Origin of the sequence: Pseudoalteromonas haloplanktis ATCC 14393, from assembly GCF_000238355.1 — a bacterium.
GTDB lineage: Bacteria > Pseudomonadota > Gammaproteobacteria > Enterobacterales > Alteromonadaceae > Pseudoalteromonas > Pseudoalteromonas haloplanktis.
In genome coordinates this window covers 103,513-130,062 of sequence record NZ_AHCA01000011.1, presented here as the reverse complement: position 1 = coordinate 130,062, position 26,550 = coordinate 103,513, and the positions used below count along the sequence as shown (strand labels likewise).

Here is a 26,550-nt window from a genome sequence, read left to right as displayed (position 1 = left end):
ATATATTTGTAAAGGGTTTGTTTTGTAATGTTCAATAAAAGTTAATGAACTAATGATTTAAGCTGGTTTTTATAAACGAGAGCACACTTTAAGTAGCACACTAAGAAGGGAGAGGCTTAGGGCAAGGTGCCCCAAGCGAATAGTTTACGGTATTAATTGGTTTGGGATCGCCCAGTGTTGAATGAGTTCTTCACCTTGCCAAGTTTGAATGGTGATCCAAAGCTTATCGTCCTTGCTGATACCCGACGGTGCTATAGCATGGGCGTGTTGTCCATGATTGGTGCCGTGCATAATACCTTCATCACCCTTTGCTAACTCAGTTAGCGGCAAAGGATACGGGCCTATATTTAAATAAGCTTGGCGAATATTACTGATTTCACCTTGGTTAAATGCTAAAAAGAAGTCTTTTACATATTCGTTATGATGCGAATATGGTTGTTCCATATTTAATGGCATAGGGGCTATTTTAAACTCACCTACAGTGTGTTCTTGCCATAGCTCAGGAAAAGTAGGGTTTAACGCTTGATAAATATAGATACAAGGCAACACCAAGATCAGTGCATTGAGTAAATACTTGTTACCTTGCCACCAGGTTTGTTGTAAACGTGCCATTAGTTTGTCTCCGCAGTATTATTCAGTGTGACAGAGCTTGGCTTTTTCACTTTAACCAGCTTTTTTGAATACATCATAAAACCAGTAACAGACATGCCCGTTAAAATTACGCCAAAAAGGAACCAAATTACTTTGGTCCAAATACCACCAATTGTGCCGTAATGTAACGGATCTGCGATATGTGACAATGTTTGTAATGTGCTCATGGTTTCAGGACTTTTGCTAGCTGCGATCTCGCCTGTCCAAGGATTCACAGATGTAGAATATGAATAGCCATCATAAAAAACCGTATCGCCAGCCCCCATGATGCTATACATACCGCGGTTGTGTTCAGGAAGCATGATGTAAGTCGGAGTAAATTCGCTAAACTGGTTTTTAGTTATTGTAATAGCACTATTTAAATCAATTGCTTGTGTGTTTTTAGAGCTAGGTAATTGGGCTTCGCTTACTATCGGCGCATGCTCTTCAATATCGATCTCGTTATGCCACATAATGGCTTGAGTTAAGTACCAAAGCCCAGTTAAGCTCATAATCGCCATAAACCAAATAGACCAAACACCTGCCACAGTGTGTAAGTCTTTTAGCAATGTTTTACTACCTTGCCCAAAGCGTATTTTTGGCTGAGTAAAGGCACGCCAGAAGTTTTTATAGATTATTAAGCCAGTTGCCAAGGCACCGAAGATCACTAATGCCATAGCGCTCACTAGGTAGTAGCCTACACTATAGCCCGCTTGCCATGGAAAATATAACCAGCCGTGTAAAGTGCGCATGAATTCAATAAACGATGTTGTTTGATTTATGGCTTGTATTTCACCTGTGTATTGATTTACATAGGCTGTTGCGTATGGCTTATCGGTATCAGTAAAAATAATGGCATTAACTAAATAAGGTTCGTAACTAACAACACTCATCACATCAGCAGTTGGGTATTCACTGGTTAAGCTATTAATCAGCGATTGTTTAGATTTCTCAGGTAAGTTGTCAGGGTTACTAGCGCGCGCGTGTGAGTTTGTTAGCCATGTTAGCTCATGACTGATCACTGAAATAGTGCCAGTTAAACAAATAAAACAGAACAATACCCACACAGGTAACGAGAACCACCCATGTAATTGAAACCAAAACCGCTTGCTAATTTTTGCCATCTTTAAACTCTATTTAAATGATATTTATTATCATTACCATTGTATTTGAGTAATTGTACTATTAAACTATAGGCAATTTCAATTTACGACTAAGAGATAGTAATGCAGTTAAACAGAATAACTACGCGATTAAGTGTATTGTCGCTGACTTTATATACACTTTTTAATGCATCGACAGTTATCGCACGCGATGAAGTAATCACGAAAGAAGATCAAGATTTAGAGGTTATTACGGTCAAAAGCCAGCGGGGTCTAATTTCATATATGAGTGCGTCTGGTGCAAAATCAGATGTGCCAATCATTGAAACTCCACTATCTGTGTCTGTTTTAACGCAAGAACGTATTGAAGATTTAGGTGCACTAACCGTTCAGGATGCAATCGGCTATGTTGCAGGTCTGTATAATGGTCCCTATGGTGTTGATACACGTGGTGATTGGTCTGTCATTCGTGGTGTGTCGCCGGTGCAATATCTTGATGGTTTAAAGTCATTATATGGCTATTACAATAATGTTCGTACAAACCCGTATGCTTTATCACAAATTGAAATTCTCAAAGGCCCAAGTTCGGTGCTTTATGGACAAGGCTCAATTGGTGGAATTGTTAACTTAGTGAGTAAAAAGCCAGAAGCTGAAACGTCAGGGCAGCTTTGGGGGCAAGTGGGTAATTACTCTCGTAAGCAAGTTGCAGGTGATATTACAGGTGCATTAAATGATGATGCGTCACTGCAGGGACGGGTTGTTGGCTTATGGCGTGATAGTGACACGCAAACAGATTATGTCCCGGATAATAGCATGGTGTTTTCTCCATCACTTACTTGGTACGCCGCACAAGATACTAAAATAACCTTGTTAACCAATTGGCAAAAAAATGAGTCTGGTACAAGCACCTCCTTTTTACCTCACTCGGGAACGATTTTGGAAAATGAAAACGGTCAAATACCTTCAAATCGATTTGTTTCTGAACCAGGTTTTGACCGTTATGATACTGAGCAAGCGTCAGTTACCGCTATTTTAGAACAAAATATTAATACCGACTGGCAATTTAAATTAGCAGCGCGTTATACAGACAGTCATGCTGATTATCATACTATTTATGGTTGGCCACCAAAGTACCTTGATGATGGTCGAACAGTTAGCCGAGTAGCTTATATTAGCTCTGCTGATTCACGTGCTATTGCAAGTGACGCACAGTTTCATGGCAATGTGGTAACTGGCAATATAGAGCACTCAATAGTCGTCGGTCTTGACTATCAAAATGCCTATACTGACAACGACTCTGCTTATGGAGTTGGCGGCACTTTAGACTTATTTAGCCCTGAATATGGACAGGTTGATAATTTACCAACCTTAGAAGATGTTGTTGATTATGATTCATCAAAAACTTATCAAACCGGTTTATATATCCAAGATAGTATGAAAATAGCGCAGCAATGGATCATATCAGCAGCATTGCGCCGTGATAAAGCCACCACTAATCCACAAAATGGTGAGCCTGAATCACAGTATGCCACAACAGGTCGTCTTGGATTAATGTACTTATTTGATAGTGGAGTGTCACCATACGCAAGTTACAGTGAATCATTTGAACCTTTATTAGGTTCTGATGCGTTTGGTAATGCATTTGTACCAAAAACAGGTGAGCAAGTCGAGGCTGGTATTAAATATCAACCCGCTGGAACTGAGCATTTATTAACGGCTGCGTTGTATCATATAGTAGAGCAAAACCGTACGACCTCGTTGAATGCAGACCAAGCTACAGACAGTAACGTTATTGATCCTAATGGCCAAGTACAGCAAGGTGAAGTTACCGTAAAAGGGCTTGAACTTGAAGCGCAGCTAGCGTGGCAAAGTGTTGACGTATATGCATCATATGCATACAGCGATGGTTATGTGAGCCAAAGTAATACGCTAGGAGAAAAGGGCGCAACACTTGCTGCTTTACCTGAACAACAAGCTTCAATTTGGACAACATGGCGACCTGAGAATATGCATGGGTTTAAGGTGGGGTTTGGTGCTCGTTATGTAGGAGAAACCTCTGATGGTAGTGCTTATGTCAGTATAGATAATGTGGTACTGAATGATCCGATCAAGACGGATGATTTTACTCTATTTGATGCCATGATAGGGTATGACTTTGAGAAGTATAGCCTGAGTCTACAGGCACAAAATATTACTGATAAAACGGTTATTACTTCGTGTTTGGCGCGCGGCGACTGCTTTTATGGGCAACGTCGTACGGTGTCGGCGAATGTTCGTTATAAGTTTTAAAAAATAGCGTAATTAATAAGGGAGCTATTTGCTCCCTTATTAATTTGAGTTGATTATCGCATCTTGTTTACATTCGTGTAGATAACCTGCCACCGGCACAGAAAATTAAACCCCAAAGATTATCAGGGTCAACTATCACGTTCTTGATTATTAATAGTAATAACACGTTGCGGGAATGGAATTTCAATATCTGCCCCCTGAATTGCGTTATAAACACCGCCATTTATTGCCAGCTTAGTTTCGATAATTTTTGTTGTTGGCACCCAGTATCGATAGCTAATGGTTACACCGCTTTGTGCAAAGCGCTCAATACCCACTTGCGCATTAGGTTCATCAGCAACTAACTCATGTACTTTTAAAACCTTTTCAATAAGCTCGATGGCATGCTCTGCATTGGCATTGTAGGCTATATCAATCTCCCCTTTGACTAATGAGTAGTTAAACGAGTTATGCAGTATTTCTCCAACAATATGTTTATTGGGAATGGTTATTTCGACTTTTTCTTCGTTAATTAAAATGGTATAGCCCAGTTCGATAGTCTTGACTTGACCACTGACATTTTTAACTTCAATCGTGTCACCAACAATAAAGGGGCGAGTAGCAATAATGGCTAAGCCAGCGCCATAGTTTGATAGCATACCTTGTAACGCTAAACCTGCACCTAAGGAAGCAGCACCAATAGCGGCAACAAAAGGGGTAACACTTATGCCGATTTTACCTAACGCAATAATGACAAAAATCACGATCAGTAAAACTTTCACAACATTACTGATAAAGTTGGTGAGCGTCACGTCAATGTTATTGCGCGTCATTAAAGCGGCAACCATTTTTGAGATTTTCTGTGCGACCCATAAGCCAAAAACTAATATCAACAATGCACCCACTAACTGCATGCTGTATTTAACGAGGTACTCACTGATCATGGTGTAGTATTTTTCGACTTGCTGAATTTCTGTGCTGATCATCTCTTTGCCATAAATAGTTCGATTAGAATATTACAGATCATCATAGCAGAGCTTGACTTAAAAATGGATAAAGTAGCGGCACAATTAATGCCGTAAGTAATGCACTTAATGCCATAGCAACGGACGCAAATGCGCTGATTTTTTGAGGCTCAGTTAAGACCGCTGCAGTGCCAATGGCATGGAAAGTGGTGCCAATTGCGACGCCTTGTGCTTGGTGATTGTGAACGCCCACTAACCGCAAGATCATCAAAGCAAATAATGCGCCGAGTATACCTATAAAAATGACCATTGTAGCTGCTAAAGAAGGGATCCCACCGAGTGATTCGGTTACTAATAATGTAATCGGTGTTGTGACTGATAAAGCGGCAACAGATGCCGCCAATTGCGGAGGAGCATCAAATGCGGCACTGAGCAGCGTTGCCATGACGGTGGCATTGATTATCCCTATACTACAACTGATAAAAATGAGTATTAGGTTGTTCCGTATATGTATAAATTGTTGGTATAGAGGTAATGCAAGTGCAACAATTGCCGGCTCCAACAGGCTAGTTAATAATTGACTATCGTTTGCAAGTTGTGAGTAGGGTAGTGAGCAACTGATTAATAATAAAGCAAGCAACATAATCGTCATCAAAACTGGGTTAGTTAGCGCTTTAAGCAAAGGGTTCTTAATGATTGCATTCAGTTTTTTTAACCCTAAAAATAACGTGATAATGACGATGGTACTTAGCCATCCGAGCTCATCCATGCTCAGCACGTCCTTTAAATAAGCCAATCACAAAAGCGATTAATAATAAGCTAGTTAACGGTACCAAAATAAGTGTTGCGGTTAAGAACTGCCATTGTTGTTTGATGAGTTCAAGGTGCTCGATAAAGCCGACCCCCGCAGGGATAAAAAATAATGGCATAAAGTTTAACAGTGGTTTAGCTGATGGTGCGATATGGTGCTCTTTTACTGTTTTGGTTAAAAGCAGTGTAAGTAAGATCAACATACCTAATAATGGGGCGGGGAAACTGCCTTGCAACCAATTCATTATCAGCTTGGCAACGGCTAAGCAGCCTACAATTAATGTACTGCTGATCAAATATGGGAGAAGCTTGATGGGCAAAGATGTTTTAACGTCCATTAATTATTGACTCATAGCTGTTTGGGTATTACTTCACCATGTTTTGTTACTTAACACTATGCGACTTATTGTTGAGTCGTCATATTAAGCGCGTTTTGTTACCAGCGTTTGCTATTGTGATACTCAATGTTATCGGCGCCTTTTGCTATAGCAATGGCTTTTTTGGTATTGCCATTCATTAGTAAGCGAATTTGGCTAATTGTTTCTTTGGCCAAAATTTGTCTTTTTGAGGAGCTAAAACTTTGTTGGGTAACACGCTTGATTGCCGCCAATGTATCGGGTGAGCGAGCTAACAGGGTGTCTATCATTGCTAAACAACACTGTGAGGGGTCATCACTTACTTGCGTAATTAAGCCCAATTGCAATGCTTTATCTGCACTGATAGGCGCGGCATGACTGGCAAGCCACATGGCATCATCACGTTTTATTAAGCTGGGTAAAATCACATTCGCCCCCATATCAGGACAAAGTCCCCAGCGTGCTTCCATAATCGCTAATTGAGCATCTGGATGAACAATACGATAATCAGCGCCAAGTGCTATTTGTAGCCCGCCACCAAAGCAGTTACCTTGAATTACCGCAAATACTGGCACACTTAACGATTGCCAGCCAAGAACAACTTGCTGAGCTAAATTACAGTTCCCAGGTAACCACTTAAACAGCAGCTTGGCAATATTAGCAGGACTTTTCATCACGGCTGATACATCCAATCCGGCACAAAAATGTTCTCCGTCTCCTTGAATGACAACAGCACGGATACAGGCGTCTTTTTTAATTAGCTTAATCATTGTTGCGAGCTGTTTGAACATATCAAAGTTTAACGCGTTCTGCTTATCCTTTCGGGATAATGTTACATACGCAATCGATTGTCGTTTTTCAAAGTTTATCATGCTAACTCCTCAGACCTGTTTAAGATTAGCTTACGAGTTATTTGAATTGATGTAAAGAATGGCTTGTTAGTTGAAAAATAAGCTATAAAAACATCGTTTATTGTTAATTTGGCGCACAAATGATTACAAAGTGGTGTATATTTTTAGCTGAACTAACTGTTATCTTATCGATCAATATAGCCACTTAACGCAAGTTGCGTTTAAGCACATTTTGCAAACAATCATTAAGGTAGGATGCGCACCCTACCAAGGAGAAAAACCATGCTAAAACGGTTCACGCCAAGCATTTTAGGAACTTACATGTCACTCGCTATAAAAGGCGTTGTGAGTATAACATTACTTGCATATATAGCTGGTTGCTCAGATGACAATGCGACAAAACAAGTGGCTCCTGCTCCGGCGGTCTCTGTGTTTAATGTGGTGACTCAAGAAGTGGGGGATTATCGAGAGTTTGTTGCGCGTACACAAGCTTATCAGGAAGTTAAAATTCGCGCTCGTGTTGAGGGGGAGCTGATAGAGCGACATTTTGATGAAGGCTCATTTGTTGAAAAAGGGCAATTATTATTAAAAATAGATCCAAGCGAATACCAATCATCTGTTGCAGAAATCGAGGCGGATTTAAAGAGTAAACTTGCGGGTCAAGATGGCGCATTCCGTGATTTAAAGCGTGGTAAAGAAGTGGCTTCACAGGGGTTTATCTCTCAATCTGATTTAGATAAATTAACCACTAAGTATGATCAAGCTGCAGCGGCTGTTACTTCTTCACGAGCAAGTCTTGAAAAAGCGAAGCTAAATCTAAGCTATACGGAAATAAAAGCTCCGTTTGCAGGACGTATCGGTAAGGTGAATTATGATGTGGGTAATATCGTAGGGCCTGCTTCAAATGAATTGGCTGAACTGACCGATGTTGATCCTATTTATGTGAATTTTCAAGTAGAAGAAGCCGATTTTATTAGTTATCGTCAAAAGCATCAAGATAGTGCTAATAACCCACAAAATGTGCCTATTGATTTATCGCTGCGCTTACCTAATAACTCAAGTTTAGATTCAAAAGGGCGACTTGACTTCGCTGATACTAAAATTGATCGCAGCACAGGGACGGTAGAGCTAAGAGCGACTTTTGCGAACCCACAAAATATCATAATGCCAGGCTTGTTTGTGACATTGATTGTTGAAAGTAAAGATAAAAAACAACAAGCTCTTATTCCTCAAGCTGCAGTACAAGAAAACCAGCAAGGTAAATTTGTCTTAGTCGTGGGTAAAGATCATAAAGTTGCAACGCGTATTGTTAAGCTTGGTCGTCGTATTAACGCCATGTGGGTGGTTGAGTCTGGGCTCAAAGAAGGTGAGCAAGTAATTGTTGAAGGCTTACAAAAAGTACGCCAAGGGGTTGAAGTAAAACCGGTTGAGAAAAAAGTTGATCACACCACAGGTACTATTTCTAACAAAACAGATGCAGTAAGCTAAAGAGAACCCACATGATAAGTAAAACGTTTATCGCGCGGCCTAAATTTGCTTTAGTGATTTCCATTGTGATAACTCTTGCGGGTTTGATTTCAATGGCTTTACTACCAGTGAATATGTACCCCGAAATAACCCCGCCACAAGTACAAATAACTGCTGTTTACCCTGGCGCGAGTGCGCAAATTGTTGAAGAGTCGGTGATCAGACCCATTGAAGAGCAAGTCAATGGTGTTGAAGATATGATGTATATCGAGTCCAGCTCTACTAATAATGGGACGGCAACTATTACCGTGTATTTTAAAGTCGGTACTGATACTGATATTGCGCAAGTGAATGTACAAAATAGAGTGGCACTTGCAGAGCCCGGCTTACCAAATGAAGTAACACGCCAAGGCGTTTCAGTTAAGAAAAAGTCCAGTTCAATGTTACTCGGTATTAATTTGTACTCTGATCAACAAAATATCGATGCAATATTTTTAAGCAACTATGCCACTAACTATTTAACTGAACCGCTAGGACGTATATCAGGTGTAGCCTCAGCTGAAGTAATGGGTGAGAAAACTTACTCGATGCGATTATGGTTACGCCCTGATAAAATGGCCGCTTTAGGGCTGACTGTAGGTGAAGTACAAGCTGCATTACAAGAGCAAAATACCATAGTTGCGGCAGGGAAATTAGGCGCCGCGCCGAGCTTACCAAGTCAGCAATTTGAGTATTCAATCCAAGCTAAAGGGCGCTTAAAAACCCCAGAAGAATTTGGTCAGACTATTATTCGAGCCAATAAAGACGGTAACTTTGTACGTTTAAATGATATTGCCCGTATTGAACTTGGCTCTGCTGACTACAGCACCAGCGCCAAGTTAAATCAACAAGATACCGCCTTTATCGTTATTTATCAGTTAACTGATGCTAATGCAACGCAAGTCGCCAGTGATGTAAAAGCAACCATGGCAGAGCTCGCAAAACAGTTACCTGATGGTGTGCAGTACTCAATTCCTTATGACACCACAGAGTTTATCAATCGCTCTATTGAAGAAGTTGTTATTACCTTATTTCAAGCGGTTGGTTTGGTTGTGTTAGTCGTGTTTTTATTCTTACAAAACTGGCGTGCGACACTAATTCCCACCATTGCAATTCCCGTTTCTTTAGTGGGCACTTTTGCGTTTATGATGGCAATGGGTTACTCAATTAATTTAATTACTTTATTTGGTTTAGTGCTTGCCATTGGTATTGTGGTGGATGACGCGATTATCGTGGTTGAGAATGTTGAACGGATCCTCAAAGAAGAAAAACTACCAATTAAAGACGCGGTAACTAAAGCAATGGAGCAAGTGACAGGGCCTATTATTGCGACTACCTTAGTGTTGTTAGCTGTATTTGTACCGGTCGGTTTTATGCCGGGCATAACCGGTGAGCTTTATAAGCAGTTTTCAGTAACTATCTCGTTTGCGGTACTTATCTCGTCGGTGAATGCATTAACTTTAAGCCCTGCTTTATGTGCGTTATTGCTAAATGAAAAAGCCATGAAACCAATTAAGTGGTTGGCACCTATTGAAAGTGGTATCACTAAATCAACCTCAGTTTACAGTAAAATAATTCACTTTATTTTAAAGCGTTCTGCACGGATGGCCATATTTGTATTAGTTATTTTTGTTGCGGCAGGTTGGCTTGCTAAAAGCGTGCCAACGGGCTTTGTACCAGCAGAAGACCAAGGCTTTGTATTTGTCGATGTACAATTACCAGATGCTGCGGCCTCAGGGCGCACACAGAGTGTGATGCATAAAATTGGGGAAATTGTAAAACAAGAGCCTGCGGCAACTGATTTTATCGCCGTATCGGGGTTTTCATTACTTGGTGGCGCAGGTTCTAATAATGCACTTGGTATTGTTGTTTTAAAAGATTGGGAAGAACGTACGACACCCGAACTCGGATTGAAGTCAGTGATTGGTCGATTAATGGGGCAATTGTGGGCGATGCCTGACGCACAGATCATGGTATTTAACCCGCCACCAATACCAGGGTTAGGTGCAAGTGCAGGATTTGAGTTCCGTTTGCAAGACAGTGAAGGGCGTGATCCGAGTGAGCTGGCACAAGTACTTAATGGGTTAGTTTATGAAGCCAATCAGCATCCAAACTTAAGTAATGTATACAGTACCTTTAGAGCAAATGTACCGCAGTACTTTTTAGAAATAGACCGAAACAAAGCTAAAGCTCAAGGAGTTGCGTTAAGTGATATTTTCTTAACCCTGCAAGCTCAGCTGGGTTCACTATATATTAATGATTTCAATCAGTTTAGCCGTACTTATAAAGTTATAATACAGGCTGAGAGCGAGTTTCGTAAAAACCCAGCTGACTTACAGCATTATTTTGTTCGCAATGACGAGGGAGCTATGGTGCCGCTCACCACCTTAGCTAAACTTGAGCCAATCCTAGGTCCAACCACCTTAAATCACTTTAACTTATATCGCAGTGCCAGTATCAGTGGCCAGGCAGCGGCGGGTTTTTCAAGTGGCGATGCAATTGCAGCAATGCAAGAGCTTGCCGAGCAACTTCCCAATGGTTATATCTTTGAATGGGCTGGGCAATCAAAGCAAGAGATTGAAGCAGGGAATATGGCGCCAATCTTATTTGGTTTAGCTGTTATTTTTGTTTACTTATTCTTAGTGGCGCAATATGAAAGTTGGACTATTCCGTTTTCGGTGATTGCGGCAATACCACTGGCGATGTTTGGTGCTATGTTAGCGCTTTATGTATTAGGTATGGAGAATAATATTTATGCGCAGGTGGGGTTAGTATTGTTAATAGGCATGTCGACCAAAACCGCAATTTTGATTGTTGAGTTTGCTATGGAAGAACGCCTCGCGGGGAAGAGCATATTTGATGCGGCACTTAGTGCCGCTAAAATGAGGTTTCGTGCGGTGCTAATGACCGCATTATCATTTGTGCTTGGTATATTACCATTAGTATTTGCTACTGGTGCGGGAGCTGGAAGCCGTGTATCACTGGGTGTCACTGTATTTGCTGGTATGTTAGCGGCGACGATATTTGGCACTTTACTGGTACCGCTATTTTATAGTTTGGTGCAATTAATGCGTGAAAAAGTCAAAGGTACAGCGACGACACAAGAGTAAAATACGCGCCATATAAAAAAAGTCAGGGAAACCTGGCTTTTTTTTGTCAAAAATTTACTGAGGTTTGATACTATATCTCGCATTAGCAGCATGAAAGGTTTATGGCAATGACAGGACCACGTTTATACAGCGAAGAAGAAGTAACACACCAAGCTTACGATATCTTTCTAGAGTTAGCCCCTGATAACCTTAGCGAGCAAGATATTGAAGATTTTAATCAACACCGTGAAGAGCTTGGCTTTATTGAAGAAGGTGAACCTGATGATCAATGGCATGACTTTGTGGCATTGGAAATAGAGCCGGAATTATTTCTACAGGTTTTGGTTGGCCTTGAGTTCGACAATCAAGATATATTATTTGCGAAAATTTTGATCAGCCGTGATAAAGACGCCCCGTTTTGTCATATTTTGTGGAAAGATAGCGAATAATATCGATGTTGTATTTGTGTGAAAGACGCCCTGTTTTAAGCATCAGTCAAGTGAGCGTACAGTGATTAGGTTATTACTGTTAATAAGCTGCTTGCTGAGTGTTAATGCTTGGGCCGTTGATCCTTTTGAAGATTTCCATGAGTATGGGCAACTCTCGGATGAAGAGATCCATAAAATCCACCAAGGTGAGCTTTTATACGGCGATACTGAGTTTGGTTTTATTGTTAGCCGTGGTAATACCAATTCGACGAGCTTGAAGTTTAAAGGTAATTTATATCAAGATCTCGAAAAGTGGCGCAATCAATTTAAAATAGACAGCTTATATAAGCGTGATCGAAATGACACTACAGGCAATGATGAAGTGTCTGCTAACCGTATTTTTCTCTCTGCTCAAGGCAACTATAAAGTAGGGGAAAAAAATGCCTCCTTCTTTATATATGGTGATTATGAAGAAGATGAATTCAGTGGTCTTGATTTCAAAAGTACGTTAGCTGCCGGTTACGGTAATCGTTTATATCAAGGAGTGAAGAACCAAGTGGATTTTGATATTGGGCCTGGTTTATATCGCTCTGTGGCAGAGGATGATGCCGAACTCGAAGAGGATGAAGATGAAACCAAAACCGGTTATTTATTACGCCTAGCCTTGCAGTGGGAGCGTACAGTATCAACACGCACTCGCTTTAATCAAGATTTAAGTATTGAGCAATCTTTATCAGGGCTCAACTCGCGATTAAAGTCAGAAACCTCATTAATAAGTCAAGTTATGGGCTCAGTATCCCTAAAGTTCGCCTATTTGTATCGTTATAACTCCAAACCGGAAGACGACAAATTAAAGTTTGACTCAGAGCTAAGTGCGACATTAGTTTATAGTTTTTAGAGAGTAGTATGTATCAACATAAGCAATTTGCACTGTTCATTTTTGTAATTTTAAGCTGGATAGCCAGCTTTGTAGGTCTAGCGTGGTATTTAATTGGTGCAGATATGCCGTTAATGGTATTTGCTGCGATTTTAGTGCTGGTAGGTTTTTTATTCCATGGTTTAACGATTAAAGTGGATGACAGCCAGATAAGTTGGGGTTTTGGTCCTGGGGTCTTCGGTGATACATTACAATTAGCGGATATCGTGGAAGCTAAAGCCGTAGAAAACTCTTTTCGACATGGTATAGGCCTACGTATTACACATGATGGCTGGGTATACACAGTGTCAGGTTTTAGTGCAGTACAGTTAACTTTAAAAGATGGTAGCCAATATCGATTAGGGACCAATGATCAAGCTGGGTTATTAGCCGCTTTAGCTGATAAAATTAGCCAGCCTGAAGAAATTGAAGCCGTATAATTTGGGCAATATAAAAAAAGCGCCGTAGCGCTTTTTTATATCGGTAATACTGTCGATATTAGTGATCGTGACCACAACCGCCTGCACCGTGAACATGCCCATGAGCTAGTTCGTCAGCTGTTGCATCGCGTACTTCAAGTATTTCTACATCAAAGTTTAGAGTAATACCAGCTAGTGGGTTATTACCATCAACAATCACTTCATCTTCTTGAATATCAATGATCATTACCGATTGGTCGCCGTCATCTGTTGAGGCTCTAAATTGCATGCCAACTTCAATTTCCATTCCTTCAAACATCGATTTTGGTACAGCTTGCATTAGTTCATCATGGCGCTCACCATAGCCTTGCTCTGGTGGCACTGTGACACTTAGAGTATCGCCAGCTTGTTTGCCTTGTAACGCATCTTCTAGCCCTTGAATTAGGTAACCGGTACCAACGATAAAGATGAGTGGTTCGCCATCAAATGAGTTATCGATAGAGTTTTTGTCGTTATCCATTACTGAATAATGCATTTTTACCACTTTGTTTGCTGCAATGATCATAGTCACTCCTATTTATGCGTCTTCGAGAGAGTAGGGTAGAGGAAGAATTGATAACTCTACCGTTGGGGCATGTTTTGCACGCAGCAACTGACTAGGTTCACTGTCGTTTGGCAACACAACAAGGCCAAATAAGGTTTTACTTTGTTGATTGTAGGCTTGGCTGATTAATTTACCAGCACGACGCCAGTTTTCACCCATTTGGGTTTCAAGCTCTGGCTCCGCGAGCTCACCATCACTGTGTCCTGATACGATATACATCGCACGTTTGTTTTTACCAAGGTATTTCATTCTCGCAACGGTTTCTTGGCCTGTGTAGCAGCCTTTACGAAAGCTTATTCCGTTAATTGCTTGCAGGTTAACCATTTGCGGTACGTATTCACCGAGTGCTTCTTCGTTAAGCTCAGGCTCGCCAGCTAAAATACTATGTTGTTGCCAAAGTGCATCGTTTTCTAAGGCAATAACATCGTCAGGCAGAGAAAAGTCAGCATTAACCATAAGCAATATACGGTTATCTGCTAATTTAAGTGCTTTACCATGACTAAAATTACATGCACTGTCTTGCTCATTAAAGTGGATCTCTAATGCCGCTAATGTTGCTGTTAAATCATCACCGAGAAGGCCAATTAGCTTGTTGTTATCAGTCTGTATTTCTACTTTTGAAAACACCGCATACTTTTTTAACTCAGCTAGAGATTGTGCAACTTCAGCGGCAGAGGCGGCTAAGTAGTAACTTTCTTGATATGCAAAAAGTTTGGCAACACTCCAGAGTTTGCCTTTGGCATTGCAGTGCCCAGTCCATAAAAAATTAGTTTGACTGAGTTTATTAATATCTTGGGTGATTTGGCCATGAAGGTAGGCGAGTTTATCAACACCGCTTATACGGATCAGCTGATGTGATAAAGGGCATGCGTATACTGTTGACATAAAAACCTGCGTGACAAGAAATGTAGGCACATATAATAACGTAGTTAGCGCTGCTGGTATAGGTGCATAAATAGCTGTTTATTCAGGTGCAATTTGTTAAACTGCACAGCAACTAAGTTCGAGGTAGAAAATGACTGAAATTCACAATAAAGCGCGTATTCGCTGGGCTTGTCGTCGCGGCATGTTAGAACTAGACGTGTTATTTATGCCATTTGTAGATGAGGCATTTGATTCGTTATCAGCACAGCAGCAAGCAGTACTGCAACGTTTGTTAGAAGCGGATGATCCGGACCTATTTGCATGGTTTATGGGGCATCAAGAATGTAAAGATCCTGAGCTTAAGCAAATGGTGCAACTGATCTTAGACCGAGTTCGTGTATAGGTTTATCATTGAAAACAATCTAGCGGACCACAAGCCTTTTGTGGTCTATTTTAGCTTGTTTGCAATATGTTATAGCTTATTTTTAACGACTATCTATGCGCAAATAGTTTGTGTGATTTGTTGCGCGATTTGCGGCTTTATTAGTTGGCAATGGTATAGCAAATCTCACCCTGAACACGGCGTGTTTATACTCGATTCTGAACAGTGTCGTTTTGAAAACGACACCATTAAGATAAATGGTCATATCAGTAACAAAAGCCGCGCTTATCAGCGCAGTGTATGGCTCTATATTGAGGGCTTTACAAGCTCCCACTGGCTAATAATTAACGCCAGTGGGGTGGATAAACAAAGTTTTGTTCGATTAAAACGCGCTACTTTGGCTGCTCGTCGTGAGTGTGGGGAGTCAAAATAGTGGGGGTTGGGTTGTCATTTAATTGCGGATAGTCAATGGTGTAATGTAAACCGCGGCTTTCTTTACGTTCCATCGCACTACGAATGATAAGCTCCGCGACCTGTACTAAATTACGTAGCTCAAGTAAGTTATTTGAGACACGGAAGTTTGCATAGTAATCACGGATTTCTTGCTGTAATAATTCAACACGGTGTAGGGCGCGCTCTAAGCGTTTAGTTGAACGGACAATTCCGACATAATCCCACATAAATAAGCGTAACTCATGCCAGTTATGGGTGATCACTACTTCTTCGTCTGAGTTAGTCACGCGACTTTCATCCCATACAGGCAACTCTTTGAGTGCCGGGCTGTGCTGTATTTTTGCTAAAATATCTTTAGCTGCAGCATGGGCAAATACAATACATTCTAATAAAGAGTTACTGGCCATACGATTAGCGCCATGCAGACCAGTATAAGCAACTTCACCAATTGCATATAGATTATCTAAATCAGTTTTGCCATTAAAGTCCGTCATCACCCCACCACAGGTATAGTGCGCCGCAGGCACCACAGGAATAGGCTCTTTTGTAATATCAAGGCCTACACTTAAACATTTTGCATAAATGGTTGGGAAGTGCTCAATAATAAAATCTTTATCTTTATGGCTGATGTCTAGATAGACACAATTAGCGCCTAAACGTTTCATTTCAAAGTCGATAGCACGCGCTACAATATCTCGCGGGGCAAGTTCTTCTCGTTCATCAAAGTCTTTCATAAAGCGTGTCCCATCAGGACGCTTTAAATATGCCCCTTCGCCACGCATAGCTTCAGTGATTAAGAAATTTTGTAATTCAGGGTGATACAAACTGGTCGGGTGAAATTGATTAAATTCCATATTAGCAACTCGACAGCCTGCCCGCCAAGCCATGGCTATGCCATCACCACTGGATACATCTGGGTTTGAGGTATATAAATATACTTTACTGGCACCACCAGTCGCCAGTGCAAAAAACTTAGCTGAAATAGTCTCGACACGTTTAGCACACCGGTTCCACATATAGATACCATGAATATGCTTACCAGTTTGCGCTAGTTTTTTATCGCCAATCAAATCGATCGCATTATATTGCTCAAGCAAAGTGATATTGGCATGTGCTTGAACTTGGCTGATCAAGGTTGTTTGTACTGCACGGCCTGTTGCATCGGCAGCATGTAAAATACGACGGTGGCTGTGACCACCTTCACGAGTTAAGTGAAAGCGCTCTTTGCCTTTGCTATCAAATTCCATATCAAAAGGCACGCCTTGCTCAATTAGCCATTGCAAACAGTTTGGAGCATTACTTGCTGTATAATGAACGGCATCGCGATCACACAAACCACCGCCAGCGTCTAAAGTATCTTGCACATGTGATTCAATGCTGTCATTCTTTTTATCGAACACGGCGGCAATACCACCTTGCGCATAAAGGGTAGAACCTTCCGTTAATTCACCTTTGCTGATCACGGTAACGTTACAATGATTAGCTAAAGAAAGTGCTAATGAAAGGCCGGCAGCGCCGCTACCAATAATAGCGACATCAGCGATGTGGTGTTTATTTTGGTTCATGTCCGTGTTCTTTGCGGTTACAATGCCCACTACTCGCTTATAAATAGCAATGAGCAAATAATATTATGATAGGCGTATATGTATCATATTTGGCGCGACACTATTAGTGATTTTCATCGTTCGCGAGTTAATTTATGGTCTATTCTATAAAAAAATAATATTAAACAGAACTTTTCATTCATTCGCTAGTCAGAGTATTCGTAAACAATGGCAGGATATGAATGACAAGCAATAATCAGACAGAGGAGTACCGGCTCGAATGAGCGAGCAGGATTTGGATTTAGCGCTAGTAAAAAGGGTCCAGCAAGGCGATAAAAATGCCTTCAATCTTTTAGTAAAGAAGTATCAGAATAAAATAGCCAGTTTGATTTCTCGTTATGTTTCAAATCAAGGTGATATTGCTGATGTTGCTCAAGAAGCTTTTATTAAAGCGTACCGTGCACTTCCAAACTTTAGAGGTGACAGTGCCTTTTATACTTGGTTATACCGTATCGCCGTTAATTGTGCTAAAAATTACTTAGTGGCTCAGGGGCGTAAACCGCCAGCAAATGATATCGATGCTGACGATGCCGAATTTTATGATGGTGCGGATGCAATGCGTTCAAATGCATCACCTGAGAACGTGTTATTAAGCGAAGAAGTTCGCGCAGTGATTTTTAACACTATTGATAGTTTGCCTGAAGATCTTAAAACTGCGATCACCCTACGAGAAATTGAAGGGATGAGCTATGAAGAAATAGCCGTAGTGATGGATTGCCCAGTCGGGACGGTGCGTTCGCGTATTTTCCGTGCCCGTGAAGCAATTGATAACAAATTAAACCCATTAATAGGCGAGTCTTAATATGACAAAAGCACACGTTAACAAGTTGGATGATCAGCATTTATCCGCGTTACTTGACGGCGAACAATCATTAACTGATGAGGTCATTGCACCGCAAGATGCAGCTACCTTAGGACGTTATGCGCTAATCGGTGATGTAATGCGTGCTGAGTCTGAGGATGCCTTCGTCTTTGATATTAGTGATAGCGTGGCAAAAGCGCTGGAAAGTGAGCCTGTTTATGCTGACTTTACTCAAAAAGAGTCTCAATCAGCAGTTACTGTGGCAACGGGCACTGATAATGTTGTGGCATTTAACTGGCGTAAACCAGTTGCGCAGCTGGCGATTGCAGCCAGTGTCGCTATGTTTGCAATCGTGGGTATTCAAACCTTGCCGCAAGGTGAAAACTCACCAACTAATGAAATTCCAATGTTACAAACAACACCTGTAACAGGCATGGCTTCACCTGTTAGTTACTCATCAGAACCTGCATTACAAAATGCTGAACAAGGTTTACGTGAGTTACAACAACAACGAATTGGCGCGTTAGTTTTAGAACACCAACGCCAAGCACGTGTTGCATATTCATTAGAAAAAGCTCACACTGAGGCGCAAGCCGAAGAGGAAAAAAACTAATTAAATGAAAGTAATCACTTTTATTTTGTCGTTAGCGCTTATGGCCCCTGCCTTCGCTAACGACGAAAACCCCGCAAAACAGCTATTGTTGAAAATGGCTGACGCTGTACATAACCGCAACTTTGACGCGTCCTTTGTGGTCGTTAAAGGTAAATCAATGGAACCATACCGCTGGTTACATGCAAAGCAAGGTGACACCGAACTTGAGCATTTAAGTTTGCTCAATGGTGCCGGCCTGGAAATGGTGCGTATCGATAGTCAAGTTACTTATTTCGAACCACAATCAGAGCCTTACTCAATTGATACCGATTCTATAGCGGGTCCCATCCCAGAAGTGTTGTTTAAAGATATTGAACGTTTAAGCCAGCATTATGATTTTGTGCTAGGCGGTAAAGGTCGCATAGCAGGGCGAGCAGCTCAGCTTGTTCGTATCGAATCAAAAGATGAGCACAAGTTTAATTACTGGCTGTGGCTAGATGCTGAATCATCATTGTTACTTAAATCAGCCTACGTGAATCAAGCGGGTGAGATGTTGGAGCAGTTACAATTAACCCACATAAGTGTAACAGAAGAGCCAGCTGCACTACTGCTGGAAATGCTAAGCCGTGAATTTCCAACCCCATTGCCTGCGACGGCAACATCTCAAAGTGACATCAATACAAGTAGTAGCAATTGGCAAATTGGCTGGTTACCTGATGGATTTAGTTTATTAAAATCAGATCGCCATAAACTGGATTTAAACAATGAGTTGACCGACTACTACCTTTATTCAGATGGCTTTGTAGAAGTCTCGGTGTTTGTACAACGGCCATTACCAGGGCGCAGACCAAGTGGTGCTTTGTCATCTGGTGCAACAACTGTCTATGTGCATAATAGTGGCAGTTTTGATGTGTCTGTAGTGGGGAATATACCTGCAACAACAGCTAAGGCGATTGCTGAGTCGGTTGCAAGACCTTTGTAAAATAAGCAGATAATGATAGAACAAACTCTTACGGTGGTGTCGATTAAAGGCACCACTGCGCATTTAGAAGCCCAACAAAAACAAGCATGTGCTGGTTGTAATGGCCGGTGCGGCTCACAAGTTTTCAGTAAGCTATTCGGCACGGCTAAAAAAACCTTCCCTTATCAATTTTCTGTGCCTGTGGTTGTAGGGCAAAGAGTGACCTTAGCATTAGATGATAGCCACATGGTAAAGCATGCTTTGGTTGTGTATATGTTACCTCTAGTGTTAAGTTTAGGTTTTGCGTTAACGGCGGCTGGGGTTTTTTCTGCACCAGAGTGGCTACAAATCATTGCCGCTATAGGCGGTGGTTTTACTGGTTTTGCTATTGCTAAAAGCCGAGTTAAGAGCCTCAGGCATGATATAAAAGTAATAAAAATTCACCCAATTAGTCTTCCTTTAACTCAAATAGATGGTGATTAAGGCCAATTGAATGTAAAATTGCGGCTTTATACACTCAATCCATTAAAATAGAAGTTTAGAATCCAGTTTATGAAGCATATCCGTAATTTTTCGATCATCGCCCATATTGACCACGGTAAATCGACCCTTTCTGATCGTTTGATCCAAGTTTGTGGTGGTTTAACTGACCGTGAAATGCAAAAACAAGTATTGGATTCAATGGACATTGAGCGCGAGCGTGGGATCACCATTAAAGCGCAAAGTGTAACACTAAATTATAAAGCCAATGATGGCGAAACTTATCAACTAAACTTTATCGATACCCCGGGACACGTTGACTTTACATATGAAGTATCGCGTTCACTGGCAGCTTGTGAAGGTGCATTGTTAGTTGTTGATGCTGGGCAAGGCGTGGAAGCGCAAACACTTGCAAACTGCTATACCGCAATTGAAATGGATTTAGAAGTTATTCCGGTACTGAATAAAATCGATTTACCGCAAGCGGATCCGCTTCGTGTAGCTGAAGAAATTGAAGATATTATTGGTATTGATGCTCTAGATGCTGTGCAATGTAGTGCCAAAACAGGGGTTGGTATTGCCGAAGTGCTAGAGATGATTGTTAAAGACATCCCGCCACCGGTTGGTGAAAAAGACGAACCGCTTCAAGCATTGATTATTGATTCATGGTTTGACCCGTATCAAGGTGTAGTATCTCTTGTGCGTATTAAGCACGGTGAACTACGTACGGGCGATAAAATAAAAATCATGTCGAACGAGCATATTCATACCGCTGATCAAGTTGGTATTTTCACACCAAAACAAACAAATACTGGCATTTTAAAAACAGGTGAAGTGGGTTTTGTGATTGCGGGTATTAAAGAAATTCATGGTGCGCCGGTGGGGGATACTATTACTCATCAAAAAAATGCGGCGCCGCAGCGTTTACCAGGGTTCCAAAAAATTAAACCTCAGGTTTATGCCGGTATGTTCCCGATTGCTTCTGATGAGTATGAATCTTTTCGTGATGCACTAAACAAATTAAGTTTAAACGATGCGTCGTTATTCTTTGAGCCTGAAAACTCAACGGCACTCGGTTTTGGTTTCCGCTGCGGCTTCTTAGGCATGCTTCACATGGAAATCATTCAAGAGCGTTTAGAGCGTGAATATGATATCGATCTAATCACTACCGCACCAACGGTAATCTATGAAGTAGTTACTAAGGCTGGTACTATTCAGATTGATAATCCGTCTGATTTACCAGCAGTAAATGATATTTTAGAAATTCGTGAGCCAATGGTTGAGGCAAATATTCTTGTACCGCAAGAGTATTTAGGCAGCGTGATTACATTGTGTATCGAAAAACGCGGTATGCAAACGAAAATGAGTTACCACGGTAAACAAGTTGCTGTTACGTACGAACTGCCGATGGCTGAAGTGGTAATGGACTTTTTTGATAAGTTAAAATCAACGAGTCGTGGTTTTGCTTCACTTGATTATAACTTTAAGTACTTCCAAACCTCAGATATGGTGCGAGTTGATATCTTAATTAATGGTGAGCGGGTTGATGCACTTGCTATTATTGTACATAGAGACAGTGCGCAGTCACGTGGTCGTCAGTTAGCGGATGCATTAAAGGACTTAATCCCACGTCAAATGTTTGATATTGCGATCCAAGCTGCAATTGGTCAACATGTTATTGCTCGTACAACCGTAAAACAATTACGTAAAAATGTAATTGCAAAGTGTTATGGTGGAGATGTAAGTCGTAAGAAAAAGCTTCTACAAAAGCAAAAAGATGGTAAAAAACGAATGAAACAACTCGGAAACGTTGAAGTGCCTCAAGAAGCATTTTTAGCAATTCTTAAAGTTGGTAAATAAATTTCGTAATCTAATTACGTAAGATTAAGGATGTAATGAATGGCAGGTTATTTTTCAATATTTTTAGTGTTGCTGACACTGGGATCAGGCTTAATTTGGTTAATTGACCACTTTGTGTTTGCACCAAAAAGACAGCAACGCTTGGCGCTGGCGCAGAGTTCTGCTGGCGGCGAGCTAGATGAAGAAACTGCTGCATTGATTGCCCCTGAACCAACAATTACGGAAACGGCAAAATCAATTTTCCCGATGATAGCGGCCATTACTATCTTTAGATCGTTTTTATTTGAACCGTTTCAAATTCCATCAGGTTCAATGATGCCAACACTGTTGGTGGGTGACTTTATTTTAGTACAAAAATATTCGTACGGTATAAAAGACCCTGTGTGGCGTTCACAACTAGTGGATGTTGCGGAACCTGAGCGTGGGGATATTGTGGTTTTTAAATACCCTTTAGATGAGCGAGTCGATTACATTAAGCGTGCGATTGGTCTACCGGGTGATAAAATTGTTTACCGTGACAAGCGTTTATATATTCAACCAAATTGTGCAGAAGGAGAAGCACAACAAGGTGATTTACTGTGTAATGAATTTAATAAAATTGATATGGAAATCGTAAACCGTGATGAATTTAAACAAGGTTCAATGGATTTAGTGCGTTTAAATGAGAACTTAACTACGCTAAAACATGATATTTTAATAAACCCAGAAGCGCTGGAAATGAAAGGGCGTTACTATCAACAACCGGGTACACGTTCTGACGAATGGGTAGTGCCGGCTGATCATTACTTTATGATGGGTGACAACCGCGATAACAGCCAAGATAGTCGCGTATGGGGCTTTGTGCCAAAAGAAAACTTGGTGGGTAAAGCTGTCTTTATATGGATGAGTTTTGAATTTGAAAATGGCCCAGATGACATTTTACCAAGCTGGGTTCCAACTGGTGTTCGTTTTGAACGCCTAGGTAATATTCAGTAACAATGAAAAAAAATGTAACAGAGTTATATAGCAAAATAGGGTATACCTTTACTGAGCAAGCGCTGCTTGAGCAGGCGATGACCCATCGCAGCCATAAAGGCCAACATAATGAGCGCTTAGAGTTTTTAGGTGATTCAATTTTAAGTTTCGTTATTGCTAATGCTTTATATAGCAAATTTCCTAAAGCACGCGAAGGTGACTTGAGTCGAATGCGCTCTACGCTTGTGCGTGGTCAAACTCTAGCTGAGTTTGGTTTAGAGTTTGGTTTGGGTGATTACCTACGTTTAGGGCCTGGTGAACTTAAAAGCGGCGGTTTTAGACGTGAGTCAACTTTAGCTGATGCTGTTGAAGCAATCATAGGTGCAGTCTTTTTAGATAGCGGCATCGATGTGTGTGGTGATTTAATTTTAGCTTGGTATGAAACGCGTTTAGATGCAATTTCACCGGGTTTAAATCAAAAAGATCCTAAAACCTTATTACAAGAATACTTACAAGCCCGCAAATTACCTTTGCCAGGCTATACTGTAGTCGATACAAAAGGTCAGGCTCACAATCAAACGTTCACGGTTGAATGTATTGTTGAAGGTATGGATAGCATTATCTCAGTGGGTAGCTCTCGTCGTAAAGCTGAACAAAAAGCCGCTGAAAAAGCATTGAAGATACTTAAAAATGAATCTTGATACATTGATCCAACCTCGTAGCGGTGATATTGATACATTTTGTGGCATGGTCGCTATTGTTGGTCGCCCAAATGTTGGTAAATCGACCTTGCTGAATGAAATTATTGAGCAAAAAGTAAGTATTACCTCGCGTAAGCCACAAACCACACGTCACCGTATTATGGGGATTCATACCGAAGGCAAACACCAAGCGGTGTATGTTGATACGCCTGGTCTGCATGTTGAAGAAAAGCGTGCCATTAACCGTTTGATGAACCGTGCTGCATCGAGTTCATTAGGTGATGTTGAGTTGGTTATTTTTGTTGTTGAGGGAACTCACTGGAATGCCGATGATGAAATGGTGCTTAATAAAGTTAAGCAAAATGGTAAACCCGTTTTATTAGTGATCAATAAAATTGATCAAGTAAAAGATCGTGACTTAGTATTACCACATATGAAGTGGTTAGGTGAAAAATTTGACTTTGTGGGTATTATGCCTGTGTCGGCTACACAAGGTAAGAACATCAACCTTATCAAAGATGAAGTAACTAAACGCCTACCACCGTGTGAATTTTATTTCCCAGAAGATTATGTCACTGACCGCTCAATGCGTTTTATGGCGGCTGAAGTTATTCGTGAAAAACTGATGCGCTTTATGGGTGAAGAATTACCTTATTCTGTTACTGTTGAAATCGAGCAATTCAAGTGGCAAGACAATGGTATTTGGCACATCAATGGCTTGATCTTAGTTGAGCGTGAAACGCAAAAGCGCATGGTAATAGGTAATAAAGGCGAAAAGCTTAAAGTGATAGGCCGTGAAGCACGTAAAGATCTCGAAGAGATGCTTGATAACAAAGTATTCTTAGAGCTCTGGGTAAAGGTTAAATCAGGCTGGGCTGACGATGAGCGAGCATTACGCAGCTTAGGCTATGGTGAAGATTAATAGCCTAAGAAAAACCAATGGATAGCGACTTCTACACAGCATATTTATTACATCGACGTCCTTTTAGCGACTCACAAGTAATGCTTGATATGCTAGTAGAGGGCGTTGGCCAACTCCGTATGCTGGCTCGTATCAGTGGTCGCCAAGCAACTAAGTATAAAGCCCAGCTACAACCCTTCCAAACACTACTCGTTAATTACACTGGCAGGCACGATCTAAAATATATTCAGCGCTTTGAATTGCATGGTACACAATCAACTTTAGTAGGAGATCAGCTTTATTGTGGCTTTTACCTCAATGAGCTGACTAATCGTATCGTTCCTATCAATGAACCAGTTGAACAGGTTTATCAATTGTATCAAACTCACCTACAGCAGCTAAATCAACATCCGAATTTACAAGCGGTATTACGCTCTTATGAATTTCAATTATTAGAATTGCTAGGTTATGGCGTTGACTTTAGTTTCGATGCGGCGGGAGAGCCTATTTCGTTAAAGCAAACTTATAGTTATTTTGCTGAATACGGCTTTGTTGTTCAGCAGCAAACCGGTAGTGGTTTTTCTGGTGCGCAGTTAAACGCCATCGCAGCCCATGACTTTAGCGCGCCAGATGTGTTATATATGGCAAAACAATTAAGCCGTCATTTAATGAAACCTTTGCTAGGAAAAAAACCATTAAAAAGCCGCGAGCTTTTTATATCCAAATAGTTTGGATATTCACCCTAACTCTAGTGCGGAATTGAACCGTTATTTTTATAGGTAAAACAATGAAAGATATACTTTTGGGTATAAATGTTGATCACATTGCTACATTACGTCAAGCTCGTGGTACCCGTTATCCAGATCCTGCACATGCAGCCAGTGTTGCAGAACATGCAGGTGCTGATGGCATTACCATTCATTTACGTGAAGACAGACGTCATATTCAAGACCGTGATGTGTATGTGATGGCTAAAACAATTCAAACACGTATGAACCTAGAAATAGCCGTCACTGATGAAATGATCGATATCGCACTAGATGTAAAGCCTGCTTATGTCTGCTTAGTACCAGAAAAACGCGAAGAGTTAACCACCGAAGGTGGCCTAGATGTGGTTGGTAACTTAGATAAAATTAAAGCCGCAACGGCAAAACTAAGTAACGCTGGAATTAAAGTGTCGTTATTTATCGATGCGGATAAAGCGCAGCTAGATGCAGCAAAAGCGTGCAATGCCCCTTATGTTGAGATACATACGGGCGCATATGCAGATGCTGAGACTGAAGCAGAGCTGAAAGAAGAACTTGAGCACATTCGTCAAGGCGTAAAATACGCAGCGAGTTTAGGCTTGATAGTAAACGCAGGGCATGGTTTGCATTACCACAATGTAAAACCAATAGCAGCGATGGAAGAGATTTACGAACTTAATATTGGCCATGCGATCATAGCGCGCGCTGCGATTGATGGTTTAGATAAAGCCGTGCGTGATATGAAGCGGCTTATGCTAGAAGCAAGAGCTTGAGATCAGATTAAAAGCAAAAACGACTCAGATGAGTCGTTTTTTATTATTTAGAACTAACTATATTAACAGTTAGTTTCTTCGGCATTTACGCCTTCTTTCACTTCTTCACAGGCGTCTTCAACCTTGTTTTGCACATCAGTAACTGCTTCATCAATGCGCTCACCTGCTTCTTCTGCGTGGTTGTCTTCGCAACCCATGATAAAAAAGCTAGCAAAAAGGGCGATAACGGCTGTTTTTAATGTAGTCGATTTCATAATGTAATTCCTTGTAAAAATAATGTTTTGTTAATTATGTTAGAGATTAATTTGGATCACTTAGGAACATTGCCGCGCAATGCGCCTGAAATAAGTGAAATAACTAACAATACTATAAAGATAAAAAATATAATCTTAGCAATTCCTGCTGCGGCACCAGCGATACCACCAAAACCTAACACTGCAGCAATGAGTGCAATAACTAGAAATGTAATTGTCCAGCGTAACATTGTTGTCTCCTTGGTTTGTTAATTTGTTCGAAGTAGATGATGCTAGTT

General features: G+C 41.0%; 29 protein-coding genes. 18 read left to right on the top strand and 11 right to left on the bottom strand.

Annotation, left to right across the window (positions count from 1 at the left end; translation table 11 throughout):
• Window positions 1–144 precede the first annotated feature (144 nt).
• On the bottom strand, window positions 145–612 hold the full coding sequence (locus PHAL_RS0118255) for a hypothetical protein (RefSeq protein ID WP_016709876.1): 468 nt from the start codon (window positions 610–612) through the stop codon (window positions 145–147).
• Window positions 612–1,754, bottom strand: coding sequence for a PepSY-associated TM helix domain-containing protein (locus tag PHAL_RS0118250; RefSeq protein WP_016709875.1), 1,143 nt, complete (start codon window positions 1,752–1,754; stop codon window positions 612–614). Before PHAL_RS0118250 ends, PHAL_RS0118255 begins: the two co-directional genes overlap by 1 nt.
• Before the next feature lie 102 nt (window positions 1,755–1,856).
• Here PHAL_RS0118250 and PHAL_RS0118245 point away from each other — a divergent pair, with 102 nt between their 5' ends.
• A complete protein-coding gene (locus PHAL_RS0118245) occupies window positions 1,857–4,022 on the top strand; it encodes a TonB-dependent siderophore receptor (RefSeq protein ID WP_016709874.1) in 2,166 nt (721 codons plus the stop codon).
• A 128-nt stretch (window positions 4,023–4,150) separates the two neighbouring features.
• Here the strand turns inward: PHAL_RS0118245 and PHAL_RS0118240 are convergent, their stop codons facing one another.
• The 4 genes from PHAL_RS0118240 to PHAL_RS0118225 form a co-directional block, all read right to left on the bottom strand.
• Entirely contained in the window at window positions 4,151–4,987 is an 837-nt protein-coding gene (locus PHAL_RS0118240; RefSeq protein WP_016709873.1) for a mechanosensitive ion channel family protein, read from the bottom strand.
• A gap of 40 nt (window positions 4,988–5,027) precedes the next feature.
• Entirely contained in the window at window positions 5,028–5,735 is a 708-nt protein-coding gene (locus tag PHAL_RS0118235; RefSeq protein ID WP_016709872.1) for an LrgB family protein, read from the bottom strand.
• Window positions 5,728–6,114, bottom strand: a complete 387-nt coding sequence (locus PHAL_RS0118230; RefSeq protein ID WP_016709871.1) for a CidA/LrgA family protein — start codon at window positions 6,112–6,114, stop codon at window positions 5,728–5,730. Before PHAL_RS0118230 ends, PHAL_RS0118235 begins: the two co-directional genes overlap by 8 nt.
• A gap of 98 nt (window positions 6,115–6,212) precedes the next feature.
• Window positions 6,213–7,004 carry a crotonase/enoyl-CoA hydratase family protein gene (locus tag PHAL_RS0118225; RefSeq protein WP_016709870.1) on the bottom strand — a complete coding sequence of 264 codons (792 nt, stop codon included), beginning with the start codon at window positions 7,002–7,004 and terminating at the stop codon, window positions 6,213–6,215.
• A gap of 261 nt (window positions 7,005–7,265) precedes the next feature.
• On the opposite strand from PHAL_RS0118225, the gene PHAL_RS0118220 reads away from it, so the two are divergent.
• The 5 genes from PHAL_RS0118220 (at window position 7,266) to PHAL_RS0118200 (ending at window position 13,362) form a co-directional block, all read left to right on the top strand.
• On the top strand, window positions 7,266–8,471 hold the full coding sequence (locus PHAL_RS0118220) for an efflux RND transporter periplasmic adaptor subunit (protein WP_138973973.1): 1,206 nt from the start codon (window positions 7,266–7,268) through the stop codon (window positions 8,469–8,471).
• Window positions 8,472–8,482: 11 nt separating this feature from the next.
• Window positions 8,483–11,599, top strand: a complete 3,117-nt coding sequence (locus tag PHAL_RS0118215; RefSeq protein ID WP_016709868.1) for an efflux RND transporter permease subunit — start codon at window positions 8,483–8,485, stop codon at window positions 11,597–11,599.
• Between the two features lie 107 nt (window positions 11,600–11,706).
• Window positions 11,707–12,027: an HI1450 family dsDNA-mimic protein gene (locus tag PHAL_RS0118210; RefSeq protein WP_016709867.1), complete on the top strand. Its 321-nt coding sequence runs from the start codon at window positions 11,707–11,709 to the stop codon at window positions 12,025–12,027.
• Window positions 12,028–12,088: 61 nt separating this feature from the next.
• Window positions 12,089–12,904 carry a DUF481 domain-containing protein gene (locus PHAL_RS0118205; RefSeq protein WP_029216230.1) on the top strand — a complete coding sequence of 272 codons (816 nt, stop codon included), beginning with the start codon at window positions 12,089–12,091 and terminating at the stop codon, window positions 12,902–12,904.
• Between the two features lie 8 nt (window positions 12,905–12,912).
• Window positions 12,913–13,362: a hypothetical protein gene (locus PHAL_RS0118200; protein ID WP_016709865.1), complete on the top strand. Its 450-nt coding sequence runs from the start codon at window positions 12,913–12,915 to the stop codon at window positions 13,360–13,362.
• 58 nt (window positions 13,363–13,420) lie between these two features.
• Here PHAL_RS0118200 and PHAL_RS0118195 read toward each other — a convergent pair whose 3' ends face one another.
• Window positions 13,421–13,906: an FKBP-type peptidyl-prolyl cis-trans isomerase gene (locus PHAL_RS0118195; RefSeq protein WP_016709864.1), complete on the bottom strand. Its 486-nt coding sequence runs from the start codon at window positions 13,904–13,906 to the stop codon at window positions 13,421–13,423.
• Between the two features lie 12 nt (window positions 13,907–13,918).
• Window positions 13,919–14,830, bottom strand: coding sequence for a tRNA-modifying protein YgfZ (gene ygfZ, locus PHAL_RS0118190; protein ID WP_016709863.1), 912 nt, complete (start codon window positions 14,828–14,830; stop codon window positions 13,919–13,921).
• 130 nt (window positions 14,831–14,960) lie between these two features.
• Between ygfZ and PHAL_RS0118185 the strand changes: the two genes are divergently transcribed.
• Complete coding sequence (locus PHAL_RS0118185) at window positions 14,961–15,212, top strand: FAD assembly factor SdhE (protein ID WP_016709862.1); 252 nt, start codon at window positions 14,961–14,963, stop codon at window positions 15,210–15,212.
• Between the two features lie 112 nt (window positions 15,213–15,324).
• Window positions 15,325–15,624 (top strand): hypothetical protein, encoded by a 300-nt coding sequence (locus tag PHAL_RS0118180; RefSeq protein WP_232321866.1) that lies wholly within the window; start codon window positions 15,325–15,327, stop codon window positions 15,622–15,624.
• Here PHAL_RS0118180 and nadB read toward each other — a convergent pair.
• Complete coding sequence (gene nadB / locus PHAL_RS0118175; protein WP_016709860.1) at window positions 15,584–17,209, bottom strand: L-aspartate oxidase; 1,626 nt, start codon at window positions 17,207–17,209, stop codon at window positions 15,584–15,586. The two genes, PHAL_RS0118180 and nadB, sit on opposite strands and share 41 nt — an antisense overlap.
• A gap of 259 nt (window positions 17,210–17,468) precedes the next feature.
• Between nadB and rpoE the strand changes: the two genes are divergently transcribed.
• The 10 genes from rpoE (at window position 17,469) to pdxJ (ending at window position 26,018) form a co-directional block, all read left to right on the top strand.
• Window positions 17,469–18,050 carry an RNA polymerase sigma factor RpoE gene (rpoE, locus tag PHAL_RS0118170; protein ID WP_016709859.1) on the top strand — a complete coding sequence of 194 codons (582 nt, stop codon included), beginning with the start codon at window positions 17,469–17,471 and terminating at the stop codon, window positions 18,048–18,050.
• 1 nt (window position 18,051) lies between these two features.
• Window positions 18,052–18,663 (top strand): sigma-E factor negative regulatory protein, encoded by a 612-nt coding sequence (locus tag PHAL_RS0118165; protein ID WP_016709858.1) that lies wholly within the window; start codon window positions 18,052–18,054, stop codon window positions 18,661–18,663.
• A 4-nt stretch (window positions 18,664–18,667) separates the two neighbouring features.
• Window positions 18,668–19,624, top strand: a complete 957-nt coding sequence (locus PHAL_RS0118160; protein WP_016709857.1) for a MucB/RseB C-terminal domain-containing protein — start codon at window positions 18,668–18,670, stop codon at window positions 19,622–19,624.
• A gap of 12 nt (window positions 19,625–19,636) precedes the next feature.
• Window positions 19,637–20,086 (top strand): SoxR reducing system RseC family protein, encoded by a 450-nt coding sequence (locus PHAL_RS0118155; protein ID WP_016709856.1) that lies wholly within the window; start codon window positions 19,637–19,639, stop codon window positions 20,084–20,086.
• A 69-nt stretch (window positions 20,087–20,155) separates the two neighbouring features.
• Entirely contained in the window at window positions 20,156–21,943 is a 1,788-nt protein-coding gene (gene lepA / locus PHAL_RS0118150; protein WP_016709855.1) for a translation elongation factor 4, read from the top strand.
• A 39-nt stretch (window positions 21,944–21,982) separates the two neighbouring features.
• Window positions 21,983–22,918, top strand: coding sequence for a signal peptidase I (lepB, locus tag PHAL_RS0118145; RefSeq protein ID WP_016709854.1), 936 nt, complete (start codon window positions 21,983–21,985; stop codon window positions 22,916–22,918).
• A gap of 2 nt (window positions 22,919–22,920) precedes the next feature.
• The gene (gene rnc / locus PHAL_RS0118140; RefSeq protein WP_016709853.1) at window positions 22,921–23,598 is read left to right on the top strand and encodes a ribonuclease III; all 678 of its coding nucleotides are present in this window, start codon (window positions 22,921–22,923) and stop codon (window positions 23,596–23,598) included.
• Window positions 23,588–24,520: a GTPase Era gene (gene era, locus PHAL_RS0118135; RefSeq protein ID WP_016709852.1), complete on the top strand. Its 933-nt coding sequence runs from the start codon at window positions 23,588–23,590 to the stop codon at window positions 24,518–24,520. The genes rnc and era overlap by 11 nt, the downstream gene beginning before the upstream one ends.
• 17 nt (window positions 24,521–24,537) lie before the next feature.
• Window positions 24,538–25,227: a DNA repair protein RecO gene (gene recO, locus PHAL_RS0118130; RefSeq protein WP_016709851.1), complete on the top strand. Its 690-nt coding sequence runs from the start codon at window positions 24,538–24,540 to the stop codon at window positions 25,225–25,227.
• Window positions 25,228–25,286: 59 nt separating this feature from the next.
• The gene (pdxJ, locus tag PHAL_RS0118125) at window positions 25,287–26,018 is read left to right on the top strand and encodes a pyridoxine 5'-phosphate synthase (protein WP_016709850.1); all 732 of its coding nucleotides are present in this window, start codon (window positions 25,287–25,289) and stop codon (window positions 26,016–26,018) included.
• Window positions 26,019–26,080: 62 nt separating this feature from the next.
• Here pdxJ and PHAL_RS0118120 read toward each other — a convergent pair whose 3' ends face one another.
• On the bottom strand, window positions 26,081–26,272 hold the full coding sequence (locus PHAL_RS0118120; RefSeq protein ID WP_016709849.1) for a hypothetical protein: 192 nt from the start codon (window positions 26,270–26,272) through the stop codon (window positions 26,081–26,083).
• 56 nt (window positions 26,273–26,328) lie between these two features.
• Window positions 26,329–26,502, bottom strand: coding sequence for a DUF1328 family protein (locus tag PHAL_RS23940; RefSeq protein WP_016709848.1), 174 nt, complete (start codon window positions 26,500–26,502; stop codon window positions 26,329–26,331).
• Window positions 26,503–26,550 lie beyond the last annotated feature (48 nt).

Coding starts and splice junctions, on each gene's coding strand:
- PHAL_RS0118210 (WP_016709867.1), top strand. CDS start 11,707: ATGACAGGACCACGTTTATACAGCGAAGAAGAAGTAACACACCAAGCT.
- PHAL_RS0118230 (WP_016709871.1), bottom strand. CDS start 6,114: ATGGACGTTAAAACATCTTTGCCCATCAAGCTTCTCCCATATTTGATC.
- PHAL_RS0118200 (WP_016709865.1), top strand. CDS start 12,913: ATGTATCAACATAAGCAATTTGCACTGTTCATTTTTGTAATTTTAAGC.
- PHAL_RS0118235 (WP_016709872.1), bottom strand. CDS start 5,735: ATGGATGAGCTCGGATGGCTAAGTACCATCGTCATTATCACGTTATTT.
- PHAL_RS0118185 (WP_016709862.1), top strand. CDS start 14,961: ATGACTGAAATTCACAATAAAGCGCGTATTCGCTGGGCTTGTCGTCGC.
- recO (WP_016709851.1), top strand. CDS start 24,538: ATGGATAGCGACTTCTACACAGCATATTTATTACATCGACGTCCTTTT.
- PHAL_RS0118255 (WP_016709876.1), bottom strand. CDS start 612: ATGGCACGTTTACAACAAACCTGGTGGCAAGGTAACAAGTATTTACTC.
- PHAL_RS0118215 (WP_016709868.1), top strand. CDS start 8,483: ATGATAAGTAAAACGTTTATCGCGCGGCCTAAATTTGCTTTAGTGATT.
- lepB (WP_016709854.1), top strand. CDS start 21,983: ATGGCAGGTTATTTTTCAATATTTTTAGTGTTGCTGACACTGGGATCA.
- pdxJ (WP_016709850.1), top strand. CDS start 25,287: ATGAAAGATATACTTTTGGGTATAAATGTTGATCACATTGCTACATTA.
- ygfZ (WP_016709863.1), bottom strand. CDS start 14,830: ATGTCAACAGTATACGCATGCCCTTTATCACATCAGCTGATCCGTATA.
- PHAL_RS0118165 (WP_016709858.1), top strand. CDS start 18,052: ATGACAAAAGCACACGTTAACAAGTTGGATGATCAGCATTTATCCGCG.
- PHAL_RS0118220 (WP_138973973.1), top strand. CDS start 7,266: ATGCTAAAACGGTTCACGCCAAGCATTTTAGGAACTTACATGTCACTC.
- PHAL_RS0118120 (WP_016709849.1), bottom strand. CDS start 26,272: ATGAAATCGACTACATTAAAAACAGCCGTTATCGCCCTTTTTGCTAGC.
- nadB (WP_016709860.1), bottom strand. CDS start 17,209: ATGAACCAAAATAAACACCACATCGCTGATGTCGCTATTATTGGTAGC.
- rpoE (WP_016709859.1), top strand. CDS start 17,469: ATGAGCGAGCAGGATTTGGATTTAGCGCTAGTAAAAAGGGTCCAGCAA.
- PHAL_RS0118245 (WP_016709874.1), top strand. CDS start 1,857: ATGCAGTTAAACAGAATAACTACGCGATTAAGTGTATTGTCGCTGACT.
- PHAL_RS0118155 (WP_016709856.1), top strand. CDS start 19,637: ATGATAGAACAAACTCTTACGGTGGTGTCGATTAAAGGCACCACTGCG.
- PHAL_RS0118225 (WP_016709870.1), bottom strand. CDS start 7,004: ATGATAAACTTTGAAAAACGACAATCGATTGCGTATGTAACATTATCC.
- PHAL_RS0118250 (WP_016709875.1), bottom strand. CDS start 1,754: ATGGCAAAAATTAGCAAGCGGTTTTGGTTTCAATTACATGGGTGGTTC.
- PHAL_RS0118240 (WP_016709873.1), bottom strand. CDS start 4,987: ATGATCAGCACAGAAATTCAGCAAGTCGAAAAATACTACACCATGATC.
- PHAL_RS23940 (WP_016709848.1), bottom strand. CDS start 26,502: ATGTTACGCTGGACAATTACATTTCTAGTTATTGCACTCATTGCTGCA.
- PHAL_RS0118195 (WP_016709864.1), bottom strand. CDS start 13,906: ATGATCATTGCAGCAAACAAAGTGGTAAAAATGCATTATTCAGTAATG.
- PHAL_RS0118160 (WP_016709857.1), top strand. CDS start 18,668: ATGAAAGTAATCACTTTTATTTTGTCGTTAGCGCTTATGGCCCCTGCC.
- lepA (WP_016709855.1), top strand. CDS start 20,156: ATGAAGCATATCCGTAATTTTTCGATCATCGCCCATATTGACCACGGT.
- rnc (WP_016709853.1), top strand. CDS start 22,921: ATGAAAAAAAATGTAACAGAGTTATATAGCAAAATAGGGTATACCTTT.
- era (WP_016709852.1), top strand. CDS start 23,588: ATGAATCTTGATACATTGATCCAACCTCGTAGCGGTGATATTGATACA.